General features: G+C 59.4%; 16 protein-coding genes and 1 tRNA gene. 10 read left to right on the top strand and 7 right to left on the bottom strand.

The genetic code is table 11. The features are described 5' to 3' along the window. The first annotated feature begins 64 nt into the window (after positions 1-64). Positions 65-1,360, top strand: a complete 1,296-nt coding sequence (locus INHI_RS0106810) for a cytochrome b/b6 domain-containing protein (RefSeq protein ID WP_027247176.1) — start codon at positions 65-67, stop codon at positions 1,358-1,360. 86 nt (positions 1,361-1,446) lie between these two features. Here the strand turns inward: INHI_RS0106810 and INHI_RS0106805 are convergent, their stop codons facing one another. The 3 genes from INHI_RS0106805 to INHI_RS0106795 all read right to left on the bottom strand — a co-directional run bounded on the left by INHI_RS0106805 (position 1,447) and on the right by INHI_RS0106795 (position 3,793). Beyond that, positions 1,447-2,205: a hypothetical protein gene (locus tag INHI_RS0106805; RefSeq protein WP_027247175.1), complete on the bottom strand. Its 759-nt coding sequence runs from the start codon at positions 2,203-2,205 to the stop codon at positions 1,447-1,449. 190 nt (positions 2,206-2,395) lie between these two features. After that, positions 2,396-2,971, bottom strand: a complete 576-nt coding sequence (locus tag INHI_RS0106800; protein WP_014874883.1) for a YceI family protein — start codon at positions 2,969-2,971, stop codon at positions 2,396-2,398. A gap of 225 nt (positions 2,972-3,196) precedes the next feature. Beyond that, positions 3,197-3,793: an MBL fold metallo-hydrolase gene (locus INHI_RS0106795; RefSeq protein ID WP_027247174.1), complete on the bottom strand. Its 597-nt coding sequence runs from the start codon at positions 3,791-3,793 to the stop codon at positions 3,197-3,199. Positions 3,794-4,030: 237 nt separating this feature from the next. Between INHI_RS0106795 and INHI_RS0106790 the strand changes: the two genes are divergently transcribed. From INHI_RS0106790 to INHI_RS0106755, 8 genes are all read left to right on the top strand, one after another. Beyond that, positions 4,031-4,363, top strand: coding sequence for a hypothetical protein (locus tag INHI_RS0106790; RefSeq protein WP_027247173.1), 333 nt, complete (start codon positions 4,031-4,033; stop codon positions 4,361-4,363). A gap of 64 nt (positions 4,364-4,427) precedes the next feature. Continuing rightward, a complete protein-coding gene (rpsF, locus tag INHI_RS0106785; RefSeq protein WP_014874885.1) occupies positions 4,428-4,781 on the top strand; it encodes a 30S ribosomal protein S6 in 354 nt (117 codons plus the stop codon). Positions 4,782-4,809: 28 nt separating this feature from the next. Continuing rightward, positions 4,810-5,037 (top strand): 30S ribosomal protein S18, encoded by a 228-nt coding sequence (gene rpsR, locus INHI_RS0106780; protein WP_005982441.1) that lies wholly within the window; start codon positions 4,810-4,812, stop codon positions 5,035-5,037. A 12-nt stretch (positions 5,038-5,049) separates the two neighbouring features. Beyond that, positions 5,050-5,667, top strand: coding sequence for a 50S ribosomal protein L9 (gene rplI / locus INHI_RS0106775; protein ID WP_014874886.1), 618 nt, complete (start codon positions 5,050-5,052; stop codon positions 5,665-5,667). Between the two features lie 230 nt (positions 5,668-5,897). Beyond that, positions 5,898-6,080 carry a hypothetical protein gene (locus INHI_RS0106770; RefSeq protein ID WP_027247172.1) on the top strand — a complete coding sequence of 61 codons (183 nt, stop codon included), beginning with the start codon at positions 5,898-5,900 and terminating at the stop codon, positions 6,078-6,080. A 314-nt stretch (positions 6,081-6,394) separates the two neighbouring features. Continuing rightward, positions 6,395-6,865: a transglycosylase SLT domain-containing protein gene (locus INHI_RS0106765; protein WP_014874887.1), complete on the top strand. Its 471-nt coding sequence runs from the start codon at positions 6,395-6,397 to the stop codon at positions 6,863-6,865. A 149-nt stretch (positions 6,866-7,014) separates the two neighbouring features. Next, the gene (locus tag INHI_RS0106760) at positions 7,015-8,973 is read left to right on the top strand and encodes a bifunctional 2',3'-cyclic-nucleotide 2'-phosphodiesterase/3'-nucleotidase (RefSeq protein WP_027247170.1); all 1,959 of its coding nucleotides are present in this window, start codon (positions 7,015-7,017) and stop codon (positions 8,971-8,973) included. A 298-nt stretch (positions 8,974-9,271) separates the two neighbouring features. Beyond that, the gene (locus tag INHI_RS0106755; RefSeq protein ID WP_014880190.1) at positions 9,272-10,540 is read left to right on the top strand and encodes a calcium-binding protein; all 1,269 of its coding nucleotides are present in this window, start codon (positions 9,272-9,274) and stop codon (positions 10,538-10,540) included. A gap of 213 nt (positions 10,541-10,753) precedes the next feature. On the opposite strand, the gene tig is transcribed toward INHI_RS0106755, so the two are convergent. Together tig and INHI_RS0106745 are read right to left on the bottom strand one after the other, a co-directional pair. Further along, positions 10,754-12,085 carry a trigger factor gene (gene tig, locus INHI_RS0106750; protein WP_027247169.1) on the bottom strand — a complete coding sequence of 444 codons (1,332 nt, stop codon included), beginning with the start codon at positions 12,083-12,085 and terminating at the stop codon, positions 10,754-10,756. A gap of 271 nt (positions 12,086-12,356) precedes the next feature. Beyond that, entirely contained in the window at positions 12,357-13,487 is a 1,131-nt protein-coding gene (locus tag INHI_RS0106745; RefSeq protein ID WP_027247168.1) for a porin, read from the bottom strand. A 405-nt stretch (positions 13,488-13,892) separates the two neighbouring features. On the opposite strand from INHI_RS0106745, the gene INHI_RS0106740 reads away from it, so the two are divergent. After that, the gene (locus tag INHI_RS0106740; protein WP_027247167.1) at positions 13,893-16,097 is read left to right on the top strand and encodes a methyl-accepting chemotaxis protein; all 2,205 of its coding nucleotides are present in this window, start codon (positions 13,893-13,895) and stop codon (positions 16,095-16,097) included. A 164-nt stretch (positions 16,098-16,261) separates the two neighbouring features. Here INHI_RS0106740 and INHI_RS0106735 read toward each other — a convergent pair. Both INHI_RS0106735 and INHI_RS0106730 read right to left on the bottom strand, forming a co-directional pair. Continuing rightward, positions 16,262-16,346: transfer RNA gene (locus INHI_RS0106735), tRNA-Leu, on the bottom strand. Between the two features lie 115 nt (positions 16,347-16,461). Continuing rightward, positions 16,462-18,132 carry a bifunctional ADP-dependent NAD(P)H-hydrate dehydratase/NAD(P)H-hydrate epimerase gene (locus tag INHI_RS0106730; protein ID WP_027247166.1) on the bottom strand — a complete coding sequence of 557 codons (1,671 nt, stop codon included), beginning with the start codon at positions 18,130-18,132 and terminating at the stop codon, positions 16,462-16,464. Between the last annotated feature and the right edge of the window lie 152 nt (positions 18,133-18,284).

Genomic DNA, 18,284 nt, shown 5'->3' with positions numbered 1-18,284 from the left:
TTGTCTCAGCCTGCTGAGAAGATAGGGTAATCCTGTCGCTCCAGAAGAGAAGGTTTTCCCTGACGTGTCCTCCCCTGCCAGCTCTCCCGCCGTCCGCCACAACACCGCCCGCCATTATGGCAGCGTCGCCAAGGGGTTTCACTGGCTGACCGCCCTCTTGATGCTGGCGGTGTTCCCGTTGGGGTATTTCGCGAATGATCTGGCACATCACATCCAGAGCGCCGATTTCGACGGCGCGCAGGCGACGCTGACCCGCGCGGCGCTGCTGTTCTCGCTGCACAAAACCCTGGGACTGGCGCTGTTCCTGACCGCGCTGCTGCGCATTCTCTGGGCGCTGAGCCAGCCCAAGCCGGTGCCGCTGCATCCGGAGCGACGGGCGGAGACAGTGCTGGCTGAGGTGGTGCATTGGCTGCTGTATGGTGCACTGGTTGCCGCGCCGCTGACGGGTTGGATCCACCACGCAGCGACCACCGGCTTTGCGCCGATCTGGTGGCCGTTTGGTCAGGATCTGCCGTTCGTGCCGAAATCAGAGGCGGTGGCTGCAGTGTTTGGCGGGCTGCACTGGCTGTTTGTCTGGACCCTTGCGGTGGCGTTGGGGCTGCATATTGCCGGTGCGTTGAAACATGAGGTGGTTGACCGCGACGCCACCCTGCGCCGGATGCTGCCGGGGCGCGCACCTGAGGTCACCGCCCAGACCGAGACGCCTCATGGTGCCCTGCCGTTTCTGGTGGCGCTGGCAATCTGGGGTCTGGTGCTGGCGGGCGGTGGGGCCTTCGGGCTTTATGCGCCGCATAGCCACGCGCCGGCCGACACCGCTGCTGGCCACGGGCATGACCATGACCACGAGGCAGGCACAGATACCGACACAATGCCCGCTGGCAGCTGGGTGGTTCAGGACGGTACGCTGGCCATCGCCATCGTACAGATGGGCAGCGAAGTGCGCGGTCAGTTCGACCAGTGGCAGGCGAGCATCGCGTTTGAGGAGCCAAACGCCCCCGGCCCTGCGGGCACGGTCACCGTCTCCGTGGCAATCCCGTCGCTGATGCTGGGATCGGTCACCGATCAGGCGATGGGGCCGGATTATTTCGACAGTGCCAGCTACCCCACCGCCGAGTTCCGCGCCGAGATTGAAAAGCTGGCGGAGGGTTATATTGCCGAGGGCACCCTGCGCATCCGCGACCAGGAGGTGCCACTGCGCCTGCCCTTCACGCTGGATCTGAACGGTGACACCGCGGTGATGTCCGGCAGCGCCGAAGTGAACCGGCTGGATTTCAACATCGGGCGCGGTGTGCAGGACGAAGGCTCTCTGGCCTATGCGGTGACCATCGTCGTTGACCTGACCGCCAGCCGCGCGCCGTGAGGGGGACTGTAGCAGGCACACGGCCGGTGGATGAGGGTATTCACACAGAGTCTTGGTTAGCTATGCGGGACAAACCGGACGCTGGGTCAATCTCGCTGAACGACTGCTTTGGGTCGCGTCAGGATTGTAGCGATCAGCGCCCCCAATATGAAAGCAAATGCGAAGAAGTAGGGTGAGTACGGCGATAGCAGCCAGCCGTAGGCGGCCAAGAAGCTCATTCCTATGAACACTGCAAGACCAAGAACAGCCAGTGCGAACACCGTAATTTTGAAAGGTCTTAGCTGCCAGCCATTGCGTTTCCATTTCCACGTGAGACGCGTTAAAAGCGACCAAGTCACAACCCACCAGAGCACTGACAAAGCGCTACCCGTAAGGGAACCCCAAACCCCGGCCATCTCAAATCTGAGTTTTTCTATAGGCGTCGCGGGGCGCTTGGAAAAACCATAATGTATGTCCATGTATTCTGGATATGCGTCACGGGGCGGCCTGCCTTCTTCTTCAATTATTCTGCCCCGCGCCCACTGTTTGTAGTCGGGCTCAAGAACAACGCCCTGCAATTCATCGTAAATCCGGCAATCTGGTGGGCTGACTGATCTGTCGCATTGGATGAGTAATGCCTTTGACTGCGGCGTTGCAGCAAGCAAATATCCTTCGCTATCAAGTGCTACTACTTGCGAGGGATCAGCGAAGAATATGCCGTCGCCGTATAGAACGGCGAACTCAACAACGCCAAATTTTGGATGTTCAATCCTCTCGCTTTGGCCAAAGTAGGGCGAATGCGCTTGGACGGGTGATGAAACCCCAAACCAAAAGAGCGCAGCGAAAACGGCGATGGATAGTCTCAATTCAAAACAAACCCTAGCTGAAACCCTTGAATTCGAAGTTAGCAGACATTGGCGTCAAGCGCAGCATCTTACAGTTTGGGCTCAAAGTGGATCAACGTGCTGTGTCGAGAAAAAACCGCCACCCTTTGGGGCGGCGGTTTCTGGTTACGCGCAGTGAGCCTTATGGTCGCACCGTGATGTGGTCTCCGGCTTATTCGGCCTTCATCGCCTCAACCGAGATCTTCACATCGACCTCATCGCTGACGAAGGGGGCGAATTTGCCCAGTTCGTAGTCGGAGCGCAGCAGCGTGGTGGTGGCGTCAAAACCGGCCCAGGGCTTGCCCGCCATCGGGTGATCGCCGACCTGGTTCAGTTTGGCGTCCAGAACCACGGATTTGGTGACGCCGTTCAGGGTCAGATCGCCGGTGATTTCAGCGGTATTCTCGCCGGTCACCTTAATGCCGGTGGAGGTGAAGGTGATCATCTCCTTGTCATCGGCACCAAAGAAATCCTTCGACATAAAGTGGTCAAAACGCCCTTCCCAGCCGGTCAGCATGGATTTTGCAGGCATCGAGACGGAGACGCTGGAGGCTTCGGGGTTTTCCTGATCAAAGGCAATCTCACCCTCAAAGCCGGAGAACATGCCATAGGTGGTGGAGAACCCAAGGTGGTTGTAGCTGAACACCACCTGGCTGTGGCTTGCATCCAGGTTATAGGCTTCGGGCGCAGCAAAGGCAGTGGTGGCGGCAGCGCCCATCAGGGCGGCAGCGAGAAGAGTGGTTTTCATGATTTTGGCTCCATTGGACCGTGTAACATCACTTCCCAGTTGAGGATTTTCTCGCCCGAAAGGGAAGCCCGCAAAACCCAACACTATCTGTGTTCAGATGAACAACCAAAGCTGCATCTGTGCAGAGCGGCGGGTTCTCGCGCAGTTGTGATGGGTCGCGGTATGAAATGGGCCGGAACAGATCGGCAAGAGCGCCGCCTGTTGGGGTGGTTTCTGCCGGGGCGGTCAGCTGAGAATGGGCAAGGCGCCATTGAGCTGATCGCGCAGCCGCAGACGGGTGTCCGCGCTGTCAATCGGCAGGTCCATCAGAACGGAGCCATCGCTGTCCAGCACCGAAATGGCATTGGCCGAAAGGCGCACGCCGCCAAGGCTGGCGTAGCTGCGGCGCAGGACAACGCGGGGGGCTCCATTGCGGGATTTGCGCAGGATCCGCAACTCGCGGCGAACCGGGTCGAAACAGGCCTCCGGCTGGCTGTCGGGGTGATGTGTGGTCAGAAGGATCAGACCGACAAAGAGGAAGGCGATGGAAATCCCGATCCGGATCAGCGACATCTGCGGATCAACCCCGGCATCGGGCAGCAGCCACAGCCCCGTGGAGCCAAGCACCATGCCACCGCCAAGAATGCGCAGCAGAATGGAGCGAACCGGCCAATTGGCCTGCACTTGCAGGTTCAAAGGCGTGGAGCGGGCCAGATCCGCCAGACGTCGCGCGGCACGAGACTGTCTGACATAGGATTGAGCTGACGTACCGTGCATGGCATGACCAAAACGAGGCTGATGCGCAGGCTGAAACCCGATGTCGGATGGTTCGATGATGCTCATCTCTGGTCCTTCTCACTCTTAACGCGGTCGGTCTGCCCTGCCTTCTCGGCGGCGCTTTCTGCGCCTTTGGTCTGGGTCTGGCTGGCCGGTTAACGCTTCATTAACCAAGATTGACGCCAGCATTGGGGCTGAAATGGGGCGGAGTTGCGGTAAATACAGGTCGCGCCCATGCGATTGCCCAGTGGTTGGTCCTGCCCTGCCCGCCTTTGACACGATTTCAGCAGAGCGGCGGTTATTGTGGATCTGGTGGTCGCCGTCGTTTCCCGCCGTTTCCCGCTGGCTGCCCGGATCATTGACTGCCTTGATCAACGCCCCCTCAGGCGGGGGCTGATGGGGGCGGCGCCCGTGGTTGCCGCACTGGATCCATTCAAAATCTTCTGGCCATCTTCAGAATGGCATGATTTTGCTAAAATTTGGTTCACATGCGCTGAACCAGCCCCGCAAGGTGTAATCGCCGCCGAAAACCCGTGCGGACAAGGGCTGCCGGGAAACGGGTCTTGCCCTTTTGTCGGCAACCTGTATATGGGGGCTTCCTTCCGCGACATTTTCGATCCGCGCAGACTCTCGTGACAGGGCAGCGGAAGGATCAACCGCCCCGTCTATGAAATGCGCCTAGACACAAACTGGAGTTCACATGCCACTCTACGAGCATGTCATGATTGCGCGTCAGGACTTGTCCAACTCGCAAGCTGAAGGCCTCATCGAACATTTCGGTGCTGTTCTGTCCGACAACGGCGGTAGCCTGGTCGACAGCGAGTACTGGGGCGTCAAGACGATGGCCTATAAGATCAACAAAAATCGTAAGGGCCACTACTCCTTCCTGAAGACCGATGCATCCGCAGCGGCGATCCAGGAAATGGAGCGTCTGATGCGCCTGCATGATGACGTTATGCGCGTTCTGACCATCAAGGTTGACGCACATGAAGACGGCCCCTCGGTTCAGATGCAGAAGCGCGATGAGCGCGACTCGCGTCGTGAGCGCCGCTGATCAACGCTTGAGAAAAGGACGCTAAACCATGGCAGCCAAACCGTTTTTCCGTCGTCGTAAAGTATGCCCGTTCTCGGGCGACAATGCGCCGAAAATCGACTACAAAGACACCCGTCTTCTGCAGCGCTACATTTCCGAACGTGGTAAGATTGTGCCTTCGCGCATCACCGCCGTTTCGGCAAAGAAGCAGCGTGAACTGGCCCGTGCTATCAAGCGCGCCCGCTTCCTCGCCCTGCTGCCCTACGCCGTGAAGTAAGGAGATAAGCACATGCAAGTTATCCTTCTGGAACGTGTGGCCAAGCTGGGCCAAATGGGCGAAGTCGTGGACGTCAAGCCCGGCTATGCTCGCAACTTCCTGCTGCCGCAAGGCAAGGCGCTGACCGCGTCGCAGAACAACATCGCTCGTTTTGAGGACCAGAAAGCGCAGCTTGAAGCGCGCAACCTGGAAACCAAAAAAGAAGCGGAAGCTCTGGCTGAAAAGCTGGACGGTCAGCAGTTCATCGTGATTCGCTCCGCTTCTGACGCGGGCGCGCTCTACGGTTCCGTCACCCCCCGTGACGCCGCAGACGCAGCCACCGAAGAAGGCTTCTCGGTCGACAAGAAGCAGATCGCTCTGCTCTCGCCGATCAAGGATCTGGGCCTGCACAGCGTTGTTGTGAAGCTGCACCCTGAAGTCGAAGTTCAGATCAAACTGAACGTTGCACGTTCGGCTGAAGAAGCTGAGCTGCAGGCCTCGGGCAAATCGATTCAAGAGCTGGCCGCTGAAGAAGAAGCCGCTGCTGAATTCGAAATCTCCGAGCTGTTCGACGATATCGGCTCTGCCGCTTCGGACGACGACGATGATGCAGCCCCGGCTGCAAGCGACGACGAAGAGACCAACGCCTGATCGGCATTGGATCTATCCGACATTGAGAAAGGCCGCTCCATCCGGGGCGGCCTTTTTCGTATGCCGCCTGATATCCTGCGGGCGCAGACAGATCAAACTCGCTTCAAACTCGCCGCATAAACTCTGCGCTGGTAATCTCATCTTCGGTGGTTTCTGCCAGTCTTGGACCCCGCCGTGGGCTTGTGCCCTCGCATCTGTGCTCGACGATATTCAGTCATCTGGGGGTGACCATGGAAGAGGAACTGATCCGGGAAGAAACTGCATTGCGCCGCCGGTTGCTGTTGCGGCTGCTGCGGGGATTCAGCTTTGAAAATCCGCGCCATAAGGGCGAGGCAATCAGCAATCTGGTGCCACCGGAGTTGATCACGGCGGAGTTGACCCAACACAATCCGCACAGGTTCATTCAGCCCTGACAGCGCAGGCGGAGCCGCGAAGGCTCCCCCTCGCGGCCCCTTTGCATGTGCATCCCAAGCGGGCCGCAGGCACGGGAGCCGTGTTGGGACGGGGCTCTGTGCCCGGTTCATGCGCGTCAAAATCCTGCGGTGTCCGGCGGCCCGGCACAATTGAATAGCCGCTAAAATTTTAGCCAGCGACACCCGCCCCTCGCCCCCGGTCCCCGACAGGGGGGGATATCCGCCGATGCCCATATCTGCCATTTGCCCAAATCCCATCCCCCGCCTAATCTGCCGCCGACCTGGCCAGACCGGGGATATAACAGGCAGTTTCCATGATTGATCGCAGAACGGCTTTGGCCTTCCTTCTCAGCCCGCTCGCTCTGGCGGCCTGTGGCGATGCACCCGCCGCAACAAAACGCGCCGCCAAACCGCCGCTCTATCCCAATGAAACACCCGAACTGCGGCGCAAGATCAATTTCTGGGCTGACCACTATGAGGTGCCGCGCCCGCTGGTGCATCGGCTCGCCATCCGGGAGAGCACGCATCGCCCCTGGGCCATCAACCGGCCCTATTATGGTCTGCTGCAGATCCTGCCCGCCACAGCCCGCTCCATGGGGTTTCGGGGCAAACCGAAGGATCTTCTGGATGCGGATACCAACCTGAAGTATGCGGTGAAATATCTGCGCGGGGCCTGGCTCCTCTCCGATGGCAGTTATGATCAGGCGGTAAAGCACTATTCGCGCGGCTACTATTACGCCGCCAAACGCCGTGGCATGTTGCGTGAAACCGGGTTGCGCCCCTAGGCGGCACGCACAACCATCTGAAAACCATAATCTATTTCAGAATTGCGCGACAGGCTGCCGCAAAACCTGTTAGCGCAAAACTGTCACATGACGATACGCATTTTTCTGCTAGCATAGATGTCTATTATAAAAAGACGTCGGAGTGAAAAATGCCTATCCAACTTGATCGCCGGTCCTTTCTGGCTGGCAGCGCAGGGCTTATTGCACTGCATCCGTTTTCTGTTCAGGCGGCCTCCAACCAGGTGCATCTGCGCCTGATGGAGACCACGGACCTGCATGTGCATGTGTTTCCCTATGACTATTATGCCGACAAACCCCGCGACACGGTCGGACTGGCCCGTACGGCCTCGCTGATTGGCGATATCCGCGCCGAGGCGACCAATTCGCTGCTGTTAGACAATGGCGATTTTCTACAGGGCAATCCGATGGGCGACTATATCGCCTATGAGCGGGGCATGAAGGAAGGCGACACCCACCCGGTCATTCAGGCGATGAATGCCGTGGGGTTTGATGGCTCGACGCTGGGCAATCATGAGTTCAACTACGGGCTGGATTTCCTGATGAAATCCCTCGCCGGGGCCGACTTCCCCGTGGTCTGCGCCAATGTCGCCAAATCAACCGGCGCCGGTCCGCGCGACGACACAACCCTGCTGCCGCCCTATGTGATCCTGGAGCGCGAACTGACCGATGGCGCGGGCAACACCCATCCGATCAAGATCGGCCTGATTGGTTTTGTGCCCCCGCAGGTGATGAACTGGGATCGCCGCCATCTGGAGGGCAATGTTCAGGCGCGCGACATTTTGGAAACTGCCCGCGCCTATGTACCGGAGATGAAGGAGAAAGGCGCTGACATCATTATCGCGCTCTCGCATTCCGGTATTGGCAGCGCACAGGAAGTCGACGGGATGGAGAATGCCTCGGTCCCGCTGGCGGCGGTTGAGGGCATCGATGCCATTATGACCGGCCATTCGCATCTGGTCTTCCCCTCCTCCACCTATGCCGATTTTGCCGGAGTGGATGTCGACAAGGGCACCATCCACGGCACCCCCGCCACCATGGGCGGTTTCTGGGGCAGCCATATGGGTCTGATTGATCTGATGCTGGAACGCGATGGCAGCGGCTGGCGCGTCGTCGGCCACGCGTCAGAGGCGCGCCCGATTTCTCAGCGCGAAGAGGACCGGTCGATCACCGCCCTGGTCGAAAGTGCCCCTGCGGTGCTGGCGGCCGCGCAGAAAGAACATGACGAGACGCTGCAATATGTGCGCCGCGCCGTGGGCAAGACTGACGCGCCGCTGCACAGCTATTTTGCACTGGTCGCCGATGATCCATCGGTGCAGATCGTGTCGATTGCGCAGACCTGGTACATTGAGCAGATGCTCAAAGGCACCGAACATGAAGGCCTGCCGATCCTCTCTGCAGCGGCCCCGTTCAAAGCTGGCGGTCGCGGTGGTGCGGAGTATTACACCGATGTGCCCAAGGGCGATGTCGCGATCAAGAATGTCGCGGATCTCTACCTCTATCCCAACACTGCCCGTGCGGTGCGGGTAACCGGCGCGCAGGTCAAGGATTGGCTGGAACGCTCTGCCGGTATGTTCAATCAGATTACCCCCGGTGCGGCGGATCAGGTGCTGCTCAATCCCGTCTTCCCCAGCTACAACTTTGACGTGATCGACGGGGTGACCTATCAGATTGATCTGTCGCAACCCTCCAAGTTCGGCCCCAAGGGCGCATTGGAAAACCCCGACGCCAATCGCATCGTCAATCTTGAGTTCGACGGCGCGCCGATTGATCCCGCGCAGGAGTTCATTATCGCCACCAACAACTACCGCGCAGGCGGCGGTGGCGCCTTCCCGGGCGCGATGGGAGATACCGTTGTCTTTGAGGGGCCGGACACCAACCGCGATGTGATCGTGCGCTATATCGTTGAGAAAGGCACCATCAGCCCGCGTGCGGATGCCAATTGGCGCTTTGCGCCGCTGGCGGACACATCGGTTCTGTTTGACACCGGTCCAAAGGCGGCGGCTTATGTCGACAGCGTCGAGAGCATTGCGATTGAACCTGCAGGTGAAGGCCCGGATGGCTTTGCACGCTATAGAATCTCGCTGTGAACAGACTGTTTCCGATTTGTGCAAAATGAAATGATTCTCGCCGCCCGGCCAAACGTAGTCGGGCGGCATATTTAGGCGTACACGCCCCGCTTGCACACTATTTATTGAGGTGCGCCCTAAAGGTTAATTTTTACAAATTTCGAGCAAAATTACGCTGTCCTTACTCTTTTTTAGGCATTTGTTTGCCAAATTTCTGCCCCCTTCTTGCGACAGAGTTTTCTGACATGCCATGTGTCGGACAACGCTGAACACCAGCAGTCCGCGTCAAGACGGTTGATACGCAAGAGGAGCAGTTACGATGCCAAACGGCAGTTTCAATGATTTTCGCAATGCGCTTCTGGCGTTTGAATCCGGCTGGGACCGGGACCGCTATGATGCGGGGCAGATCAGCGATGCGCAGCTGACACAATGGGCCGGTGCGCCGGTTGGCAGTTTCTATCCTGGCCTGAGCAGCTGGGGTCAGCTGGACGCCACCCAGTGGCGCGATATGGCGTATCATTCGACCAACTCTCTGGGCTTTGTCGGCTATCAATTCGGCGAGGCGCTGCTCATTGATCTCGGCTACTACAGGGATGATGTTTACTACCTGGGCGGTGATACGATCAATCGCTGGGATGGCACCTGGACCGGCAAGAATGGCGTCAACAGTCTGGATGACTTCAAAACCCACGCCGCGCAGGACACCGCTATCAATGAGGCCTTTGGCTATAATTTCGAAATGCTCACCCACTACTTGGGCCAGCAGGGACGCAGTATTGCCGACTACGTGGGCGAAACAGTCTCTTACCGCGATGTGAATGGTGCTATGGTCGACGTCACCCTGTCCCTGACCGGGCTGATGGCGGCGGCGCATCTGCGCGGCGCTTCAGGGCTGGCCACGCTGCTGCTGAGCGATACCGCGTCGACGGATGAATACGGCACCTCAATTCTGAAATACGTTAAGGATTTCGGCGGCTACGACAGCCCCACTGCGGACGCGCTGATCGCCTTCTGGCAGGACCGCAAAGCAGGTGGCAACGCGCCGCTGGATATGGGAGAGCCTGAGGTCGGTGAAACGCTGCTGGGAACCGTCAGCCGCGATATTCTCGATGGGACCGGAGCGGATGATCTGATTTCAGGCCGAGGTGGTAATGACCGGCTTGCCGGACGCGCCGGCGACGATGACCTGCGCGGCGGTGGCGGACGTGATCGGCTGATCGGTCAGAATGGTGACGACAAGCTGAACGGCTCCCACGGGGCTGACACGATCCGTGGCGGCGCAGGCAACGACACACTGATTGGCGGCAACGGCAATGACAAACTGTTCGGCCAGCAGGGAAACGACCTGCTGATCGGCGGTGACGGCGCCGATACATTTGCTTTCGGCAGCAATCACGGGCGTGCGCGGATCCGCGACTTCGAGGTGGGTGTCGACAAAATCGACATTATCAGCGGGGCAGAGTCTCTCAGTCAGATTGATTTCACCGCGAAGGGCGATCACGTTGTAATCTCCTTCGACAACGTGGTTGTGACGGTGGAGAATGTCTCAGCAGCGGAGCTGTCAAGTTCCGATAACTTCTTGTTCTGATACCTGTTTCCGGCGTCGATCGGAAAACCCAAGTCAACGTCATGCCGCGCCGCCCTTGGATAGACCCGGGGGGCGGTTTCTGCTTGTGAGGGGCAGCCCCACCGGTCCGGGTGGGACCGTTTGAGCTGACAAAGAAAAAGGCCACCCCTGAGAGGCGGCCTGTTCCATAGTCAGAAGCAAGAGCCTGCGCCAACGCGCAGGCCCGAGGTCTGATTACTCGTCTTCCAGTGCCTCAACGGCGGCTTGCAGATCATCCTTGGAGACTTCTTTCTCGTCCACTTTCGCCTGCTCGGCGATGTGGTCGATCACTTTGTCTTCAAAGATCGGCGCGCGCAGCTGCTGCTGCATCTGGGCATTCTGCTGAATGAACTCAAAGAACTGACGTTCCTGACCCGGGTACTGGCGTGCCTGCTGCATAATCGCCTGGGTCATTTCCGCGTCGGTCACTTCGACTTCGGCTTTCTGGCCCAGTTCTGCCAGCAGGAGGCCCAGACGCACGCGGCGCTCGGCCAGCTTGTTGTGCTCGTCAGTGGCTTCGATCTCGTCGTGATCGTGGCCCTGAACCTCGGGGTTTTCCTCGTGCCACAGCTGATGTGCAATCTGCTTGGCTTCTGCTTCGACCAGCGACGGCGGCAGGTCGAAGGAGACCAGATCGTCCAGCTTGTCCAACAGGCCACGCTTCATCACGGCACGGGCCGCACCGGCGTATTCCGCTTCCAGACGCTCGGAGATCTGACCTTTCAGGCCAGCGAGGTCTTCGGCACCGAATTTCTGCGCCAGCTCGTCGTTAATCTCTGCCGCTTTGGGGGCTTTCACCTCTTTCACGGTGCAGGAGAACACGGCTTCCTTACCAGCCAGATGCTCGGCCTGATATTCTTCGGGGAAGGTGACGGTGACGTCTTTTTCTTCACCCGCTTTGGTGCCAACCAGCTGCTCTTCGAAACCGGGAATGAAGGAATTGGAGCCCAGCGTCAGCGGGTAGTCGTCGCCTGCGCCGCCGTCAAAGGCTTCGCCGTCAACTTTGCCAACGAAATCGATGACAACCTGATCACCATCTTCTGCTGCGGCACCGTCTTCGCGGGCTTCGAAGTCCTGCGCGGTCTCCGCGAGGTTGGCCAGCGCTTCGTCAACCGCTGCGCCGTCTGCTTTGACAACCAGCTTTTCCAGCTCAACACCGGAGAGATCAACTTCGGGGATCTCAGGCAGCGCCTCATAGGACATCTCGACGTTGACGTCGTCGCCCTCTTTCCAGTCTTCGTTGGTCATTTTCACGTCGGGCTGCATGGCCGGACGGTCGCCGCTTTCCTCGAAGTGCTTGTTCATCGCACCGTCGATGGTTTCCTGCATGGCTTCGCCGATCAGACGCTGGCCGAACTGCTTCTTCAGCAGCGCCATGGGAACCTTGCCCTTGCGGAAGCCTTTCATCTCGACTTCGGGCTGTGCCTCGACCAGTTTTTCATTGACCTTTGCGTCCAGCTCGGCGGCGGTGACGGTGATCGCGTAACCGCGTTTCAGACCTTCGTTCAGCGTCTCGGTGACCTGCATCATATTCCCCATAGAGATTCGGGGCGCGCGCGCAGGCGCTCCCCCAGACAATTTGTGGCCTTCTATTTGCACATGAGCGGCGGCGCAAGAGGGATTGCCTCCAGAGCGGCTCAGACCGGGGCGGATGCGGCGTTTTTTGGCCCCTCAAAAAGAAAAACACGCCCAGAGGGGCGTGTTTTGAGGCTATGCGACCCGGTGAAGGCCCAATCGGTCAGAAGGCGCGCGCCGGTACGGCAGCCCTCACGGGATCGCGCTGTCTCGACTGGTCGGATCAGAACTTCCAGCGGGCCCCGGCCATAATGGACGAGCTGTCCTGATAGCTGGTCGCGCTGGTGTCCGAGTAGGAGTAGTCACGGTAGGCGACATAGGTCTCAAGGTTCAGATTGTCGAAATTCTGAACCGCCGCGATGCCCCAGGATTCGGCGCTGTCGCCGCTGGTGACCATATCCGACCCGTCATAGTAATCGATGGCAAAGGACGTCGCGCCAACGGACAGGAAATTCGCGGTATAGCCCAGCTTGGCAAAGGCATAGTCGCCGCCGGTGTCCCTGTCACCGCCGGCAACGGCGAAGGACACGCCCGACGGCTCGTGCAGTGCTGCGAAAGAGGCAACAATATCGCGGGTTTTGGTACCGGGACCGTTCTCATTCCACACCGCGCCCAACGCGCCATTGATGGTAAAGTCGCCAAGGTCATCATTGGTGTAACGCACCGCAACATCATAGGCTTCGCGGTCAGAATTCGAGCGCAGGATTTCCTCGCCGTAAGACGCCGATACGGTGAAGCCGCTGAATTCAGGCGTATCGTAGCGCACCCGGCCCAGGCGACCGCCGTCAAGGCTGCGGAAGGCAGATCCGATACTGACACCGGAAAGCGTGCCTGTAGAGGTGCGGAACAGGAAGCCCCCAGCAGAATCCGCAATCGAGGACGTCTGGATCACGCCGGTGCCGGAGAGATCAGATTCCGCCAGCCCATCCGACGCCATGGACCCCTGACCAAAGGAAAACGTGCCATAACGCGCCGTGGCGTATTGGAGATCGACCTTGCGGATTCGGGTGCGATCCCAGCTGATATTCTGTGGACGCCCATTCTGGTCCACCCCGTCAGAGGAGCGCAGGCCAAGCGCGGTCTCAAAATTGAACCGCAGGGTGTTTTCGCCAAAAGGCTGTTCCAGCCAGAACCCGATACGGGAGTTCGAATTGGCGTTGTCGACAAGCGTGCTGAAATCGTCGCCGCCATCGTCAAACGACTGGAAGGAGGGGTTGAACTGACCATAGTAGCGGAAGGTTCCGCCCAAGTTGTTCTCGTAGGTTGGCCCGGCCACCGCAGGCGCTGCAAGACCGGCAAAAAGCCCGGAAACCAAGGCCGTCACCCCGAGTTGAGAGGCAAATCTGGTGTTCATGAGGAGATGCTCCAATATTGTTCAGGGCAGCTCCCTCTCCATCCCTGAGGGGCTGACCTGGCGCAGGTGCTATCACGCGTTTTTTCGCGGCAGTACTCTTGAAATATACCGCGCTGCTTCCCTTGCCAGCAGCCGGGGAAATTCTCTCAGAATTGTGATCGCCGCACCCAGCTTTCTGCCCCCTGCCCGTTCTCCCCTTCCCCTGCCGATACCTCAGGCCACGACAACAATCATCTGTTCGGGCAAAAAAACCGGTCAACCATCCGGCGGTCATCACGGAACGTAAAACCTGTGTGGGCCGCGGTCGGCTGTGAGTGGAAAACCTGCAGCTTTTTCGCAAGTTTCCATGATTTATTAACAGCCCGCCGATAGTCGTGACAGATCGACAAAGCAGGTACTGAGACTATGAAATTCAAGACTTCCATCAAGACGGCCGTATTTCTGATCGTTTTCCTGGCCAGCGCAGTCATGTTCGCCCTGATTGGGCTGTCACGCTACACGGAACAGCTGCGCACGGAGATCGAGGCGGAGGTCACGGCAGTCGAAGGGTTTGCACAGACGCTGTCTGAGGTGAGCGCCGACTTTCAAAGCACCCGTCTGGTGGAGATGAGCTTTCGCCTGAAACCAAGCCACGACACTCTTGCCACGCAGGCTGAAACGATGGCGCATCTTTCCAACCGGATTGAGGTCGCAAAAATGCAGATCGCGGAGCTGGAGGGCATGGCGGACGCTGCGGATAATCTGCGCCAGCTGGCGGCGGCGATCACGGCCTATGAGGCTGGTTTTGCAGAGGTTGTTGCCAGTCAGGATCGGTTGGGGTTTGACGAAACTGATGGGCTGCAGGGGGCCCTGCGCAGCTCCGTTCGCAGCATTGAGACGGCGCTGAAAGACACCGCCGAACCCGAGATGACAGTCAAAATGCTGATGATGCGTCGCCATGAGAAAGACTTCATCATGCGCCACGCCGCAAAATACACTGAGCGGTTGAACGCGCGGGTTGATGAATTCCGTGCCTTTCCCGGCAGCTACTACAAGAACATATCGCAGCGCGCCCGGATTGGCAGCTTGCTGACCAGCTATCAGAATTCCTTCAACGATTATGCTGAGGAAGTCACCAATATCGATGGCCATTACAAGGCGCTGGACGCCATCGAAAAAGCCGCTGAACCGGTGCTCGCGGCCATGAATGAGCAGACGACTGCCCGACTGGACAGGATCCATGCCAGCGCCGCCGAGGCGATCACCACAGCCAATTCCAATGCGCTGAAGGCTGGATTTGGCGGGCTCGGCATCTTTGTCGTGGTCGCGTTTTTCCTGGCCATCGGCATCTCGCGCCCGCTGTCGCGGGTCAATGTCGTCCTTCAGAAAATCATGGCCGGTGATTTCTCCACCCCGGCGCCGCAGTCGCGCATCAGGGAGGTATCGACCATTGCCACCGCCGTTGAGGAGCTGCGGGCCGACAATGAGATGAAGGACCGGCTGACTCGCGACATCTCGGAGGTGATCCGCGCCTGCGCCGCCGGCGATTTCTCCAAACGCCTGCAGGTGGAGGGGGCCAGTGGCTCCTTTGCTGAGCTGGGCCGCGGCGTGAATGCCATTGGCGATGCCGCCGAGGGCGGGCTGGGCGACATTCGCCAGGTTCTGGATACGCTGGCCGCCGGCGATCTGACCCAGCGGATGCCGGATGGACAGAAGGGTATCTTCAAGGAAATCGCCAACGCGGTCGACAACCTCAGTGACAATCTGACCGGAATGGTAAAGCAACTGTCGCACAGCAGTGAGGTCCTGAATTCCACCGCCGCAGAAATCGCCGCAGCCGCAGATGACGCCTCGCGCCGGGGCGAAACCTCCGCCGCCTCCCTCGAAGAAACGGCCGCCGCGCTGCAAACGCTCGATGACACCGTGCGGGGCACCGCCGAAGGCTCAGAACAGGCCAAGGACATCGTGCGCGATGCCTTCACCCAGGCCCGTACCACCAGCGAACTGGCCAGCCAGACCATCAGCGCCATGCAGCGGATTGAGGATTCTTCCGGCGCCATCGCCAAGATTACGGACCTGATCGAAGATCTCGCCTTCCAGACCAACCTTCTGGCGCTGAACGCCGGGGTCGAGGCCGCCCGCGCCGGCGAGGCCGGTCGCGGTTTTGCGGTCGTCGCGTCCGAGGTGCGTGGCCTTGCGCAGCGCTCCGCAGATGCGGTGCAGGAGATCAACCAGCTGATTGAGGTCAGCACCCATGAGGTGGCGCAGGGCGTGAAACTGGTCGATCAGACCGGCACAGCACTCGCCTCCATCCAAAGTTCGGTCGAAGCAGTGGTGGGCAAGGTCGAACAGATCGCCGCCACCACGGTCGAACAATCCAACGGGCTTTCCGAGGTGAACACAGCGGTTGTCAGCCTGGATCAGAACGCGCAGAAAAACTCCGCCATGCTGGAACAGACCGCTGCTGCCGGCCAGATGCTGCGCGAGGAGGCCCAGACATTGGTGCAGGCAGTCTCCGGCTTTCGCATCGATCCCGCCAGCCAGGCCAAGGCGAGCGCCCCTCCGCCCGCCTCCGACGACTGGGCCGACACCGCCTTTGATGACAGGGACGCCTACGCCCGCTCAGCCTGATTGGGGAAGGCAACACTGCATCCATTGGACATGCACAGGTAGAGAGACATCCGACGTCACGGATGTCTCTCAGCTCAAGGCAACCGTCCGGCACAGGCAGCGGCAAAAGGGCCCGAGTACGCGACGAACCAAGGCCGCCTCAGTCTAGTTGAACTGAGAAAAAATGGTGCGGGTGAAGGGACTTGAACCCCCACGCCTTGCGGCGCCAGAACCTAAATCTGGTGCGTCTACCAATTCCGCCACACCCGCATCCTGACGATGGGCTGACCCATCGTGAGGCGCTCAATAGCAAAGCTTTTCGGCGGATGCAAAAGGGAAAGCGACCTTCGGGCAAACTTTTCCATACTTTTACTCCATCCTCCATCTACGGGATATCGAGCCTGCGAAGAACAGTAGGAATTTGCTCCGGCAGATCCTCAGCGATTAGCCCCGGGCCGAAGTTCAACGCGCATTCAACATGCAGATATGCAGCTGTTTCTGCCGCCTGCATCGGGGACAATCCCCGCGCCATCAATCCGGTGATGAATCCAGCCAGCACGTCGCCGGACCCGGCCGTCGCCAGCCAGGGCGCAGAGCGCTGGTAATGGGCAGAGTTGACCGAGCAACATCCATTCGGCGCAGCGATCACCGTATCCGGCCCCTTGAACAGCACCACGCAGCCCGCGCGTTTGGCGGCCTCGCGGGTGGCGTCCACCTTGGAATAGGCGGGGCCGGTGGTGGCTGGCGCGTTCAGCTTTTCGTCGAGGTCCGGGAACAGCCTGGCAAATTCGCCGCCATGGGGCGTGATCACGCAGTTTCCATGCAGCGCCTCAAACAAGACCCCGGGATTCTGCTCAAACTGTGTCAGCGCATCCGCATCCAAGACCGTACCGCGCTCCTGTTTCAGCACAGACATCACCAACATCTGCGTCTCTGCTCCCAGCCCAAGCCCCGGACCGAGACAAACCGCATTTATGCGCCGATCCTCCAACAGCTGATCCAGCTCATTCGGCCCATCAATCTGTCGCAACATGATAGCCGTAAGCTGACAGGCGTTTTCCATCATCGCCGAACGCGGTGAGCCAACCGTGACCAGCCCCGCCCCGATCCGCAGTGCGCCCCGGGCGGCCAGCCGGGCCGCTCCGGTCCGGCCATGTCCGCCGGAGAGGAGAAGGGCGTGGCCGTAGCTGTATTTATGCTCCTCCGTTTCTTTTGGAAGATTTGATGATAACTCAACCGTCCCAATCAGACTGGCAACATGTCGGCCCAGCCCTTTTCCATTTTCAAGGTTGTGTAATCCGTTCAGGGCTTTTCGAGCCGCTCCCCCGCAATCGACGTTCCCGAGCCCAATGTCGACGGTCCTCACTGCCCCGCAGTAACTCGGCCCCTCATCAATGAAATGACCTATACGTGGACTATGAAAGGTCACTGTGAGCCAGCTCCAGACCGCCCCGAACTCTGAACAAAGCACGCGCCCGCTGTCCATAGAAAGACCTGTTGGCGCATCAATCGCGACCATACGCCCGAATGTCTTGCCCTCGGTGTAGAGCTTGGTCAGGGGTTCGAGTATTTCGCGCGATGGCGCCCGTTTCAGTCCAGCGCCGAAAAGCGCATCAACAAACAGGTCCGCAACCGCCTCGCCAATCCGTCGCCCGTCCCATTCAGCTACGCGCCCAATCGGCTGCCACCGCTCATAATTCACCTTCGCATCCGGCGGCAGTTTTTCAGGCTCTCCATACAGGAACACCTCCACCGCCCAGCCGCGTTCCTTCAGCAGCCGCGCCACCACAAAACCATCGCCGCCGTTGTTGCCCGGCCCGCACAGGACCACTGCTCGGCGCGGCGCGTCATCTTTCCCCAAATACTCCGGGGAGCGCGAGGGGCTGGCCCCTCGCCCGCTTTCAACAGGCTGAGCCAGTTCCGGCCATTCCTCGAAGATGGCCTCGACCACCCCCTGCCCGGCCTGTTCCATCAGCTCCAGCCCGGTGACTTCACCGGACCTGATGGCGACCTGCTCAATCGCCTGCATCTGGGCGGCGGTCAGCAATTCGGTCATGTCAGGAGCCTCTTTTTCATGTCGTGGTCATGCAGCGATTCAAAATTGCGCAGAAATCAGGCGTTGTGATTAATTTTTAGGCAGTCGTCGCGAAATCATGCGCAGTTTCGCCGCAGCGCTTGCGGCTATTATTGTCCCGGCTCAGTAGAAGT

It is taken from the genome of Phaeobacter inhibens DSM 16374 (assembly GCF_000473105.1).
Classification (GTDB): domain Bacteria; phylum Pseudomonadota; class Alphaproteobacteria; order Rhodobacterales; family Rhodobacteraceae; genus Phaeobacter; species Phaeobacter inhibens.
The sequence above is the reverse complement of the archived record's forward strand: the minus strand, read 5'-3'. Positions and strand labels throughout refer to the sequence as shown.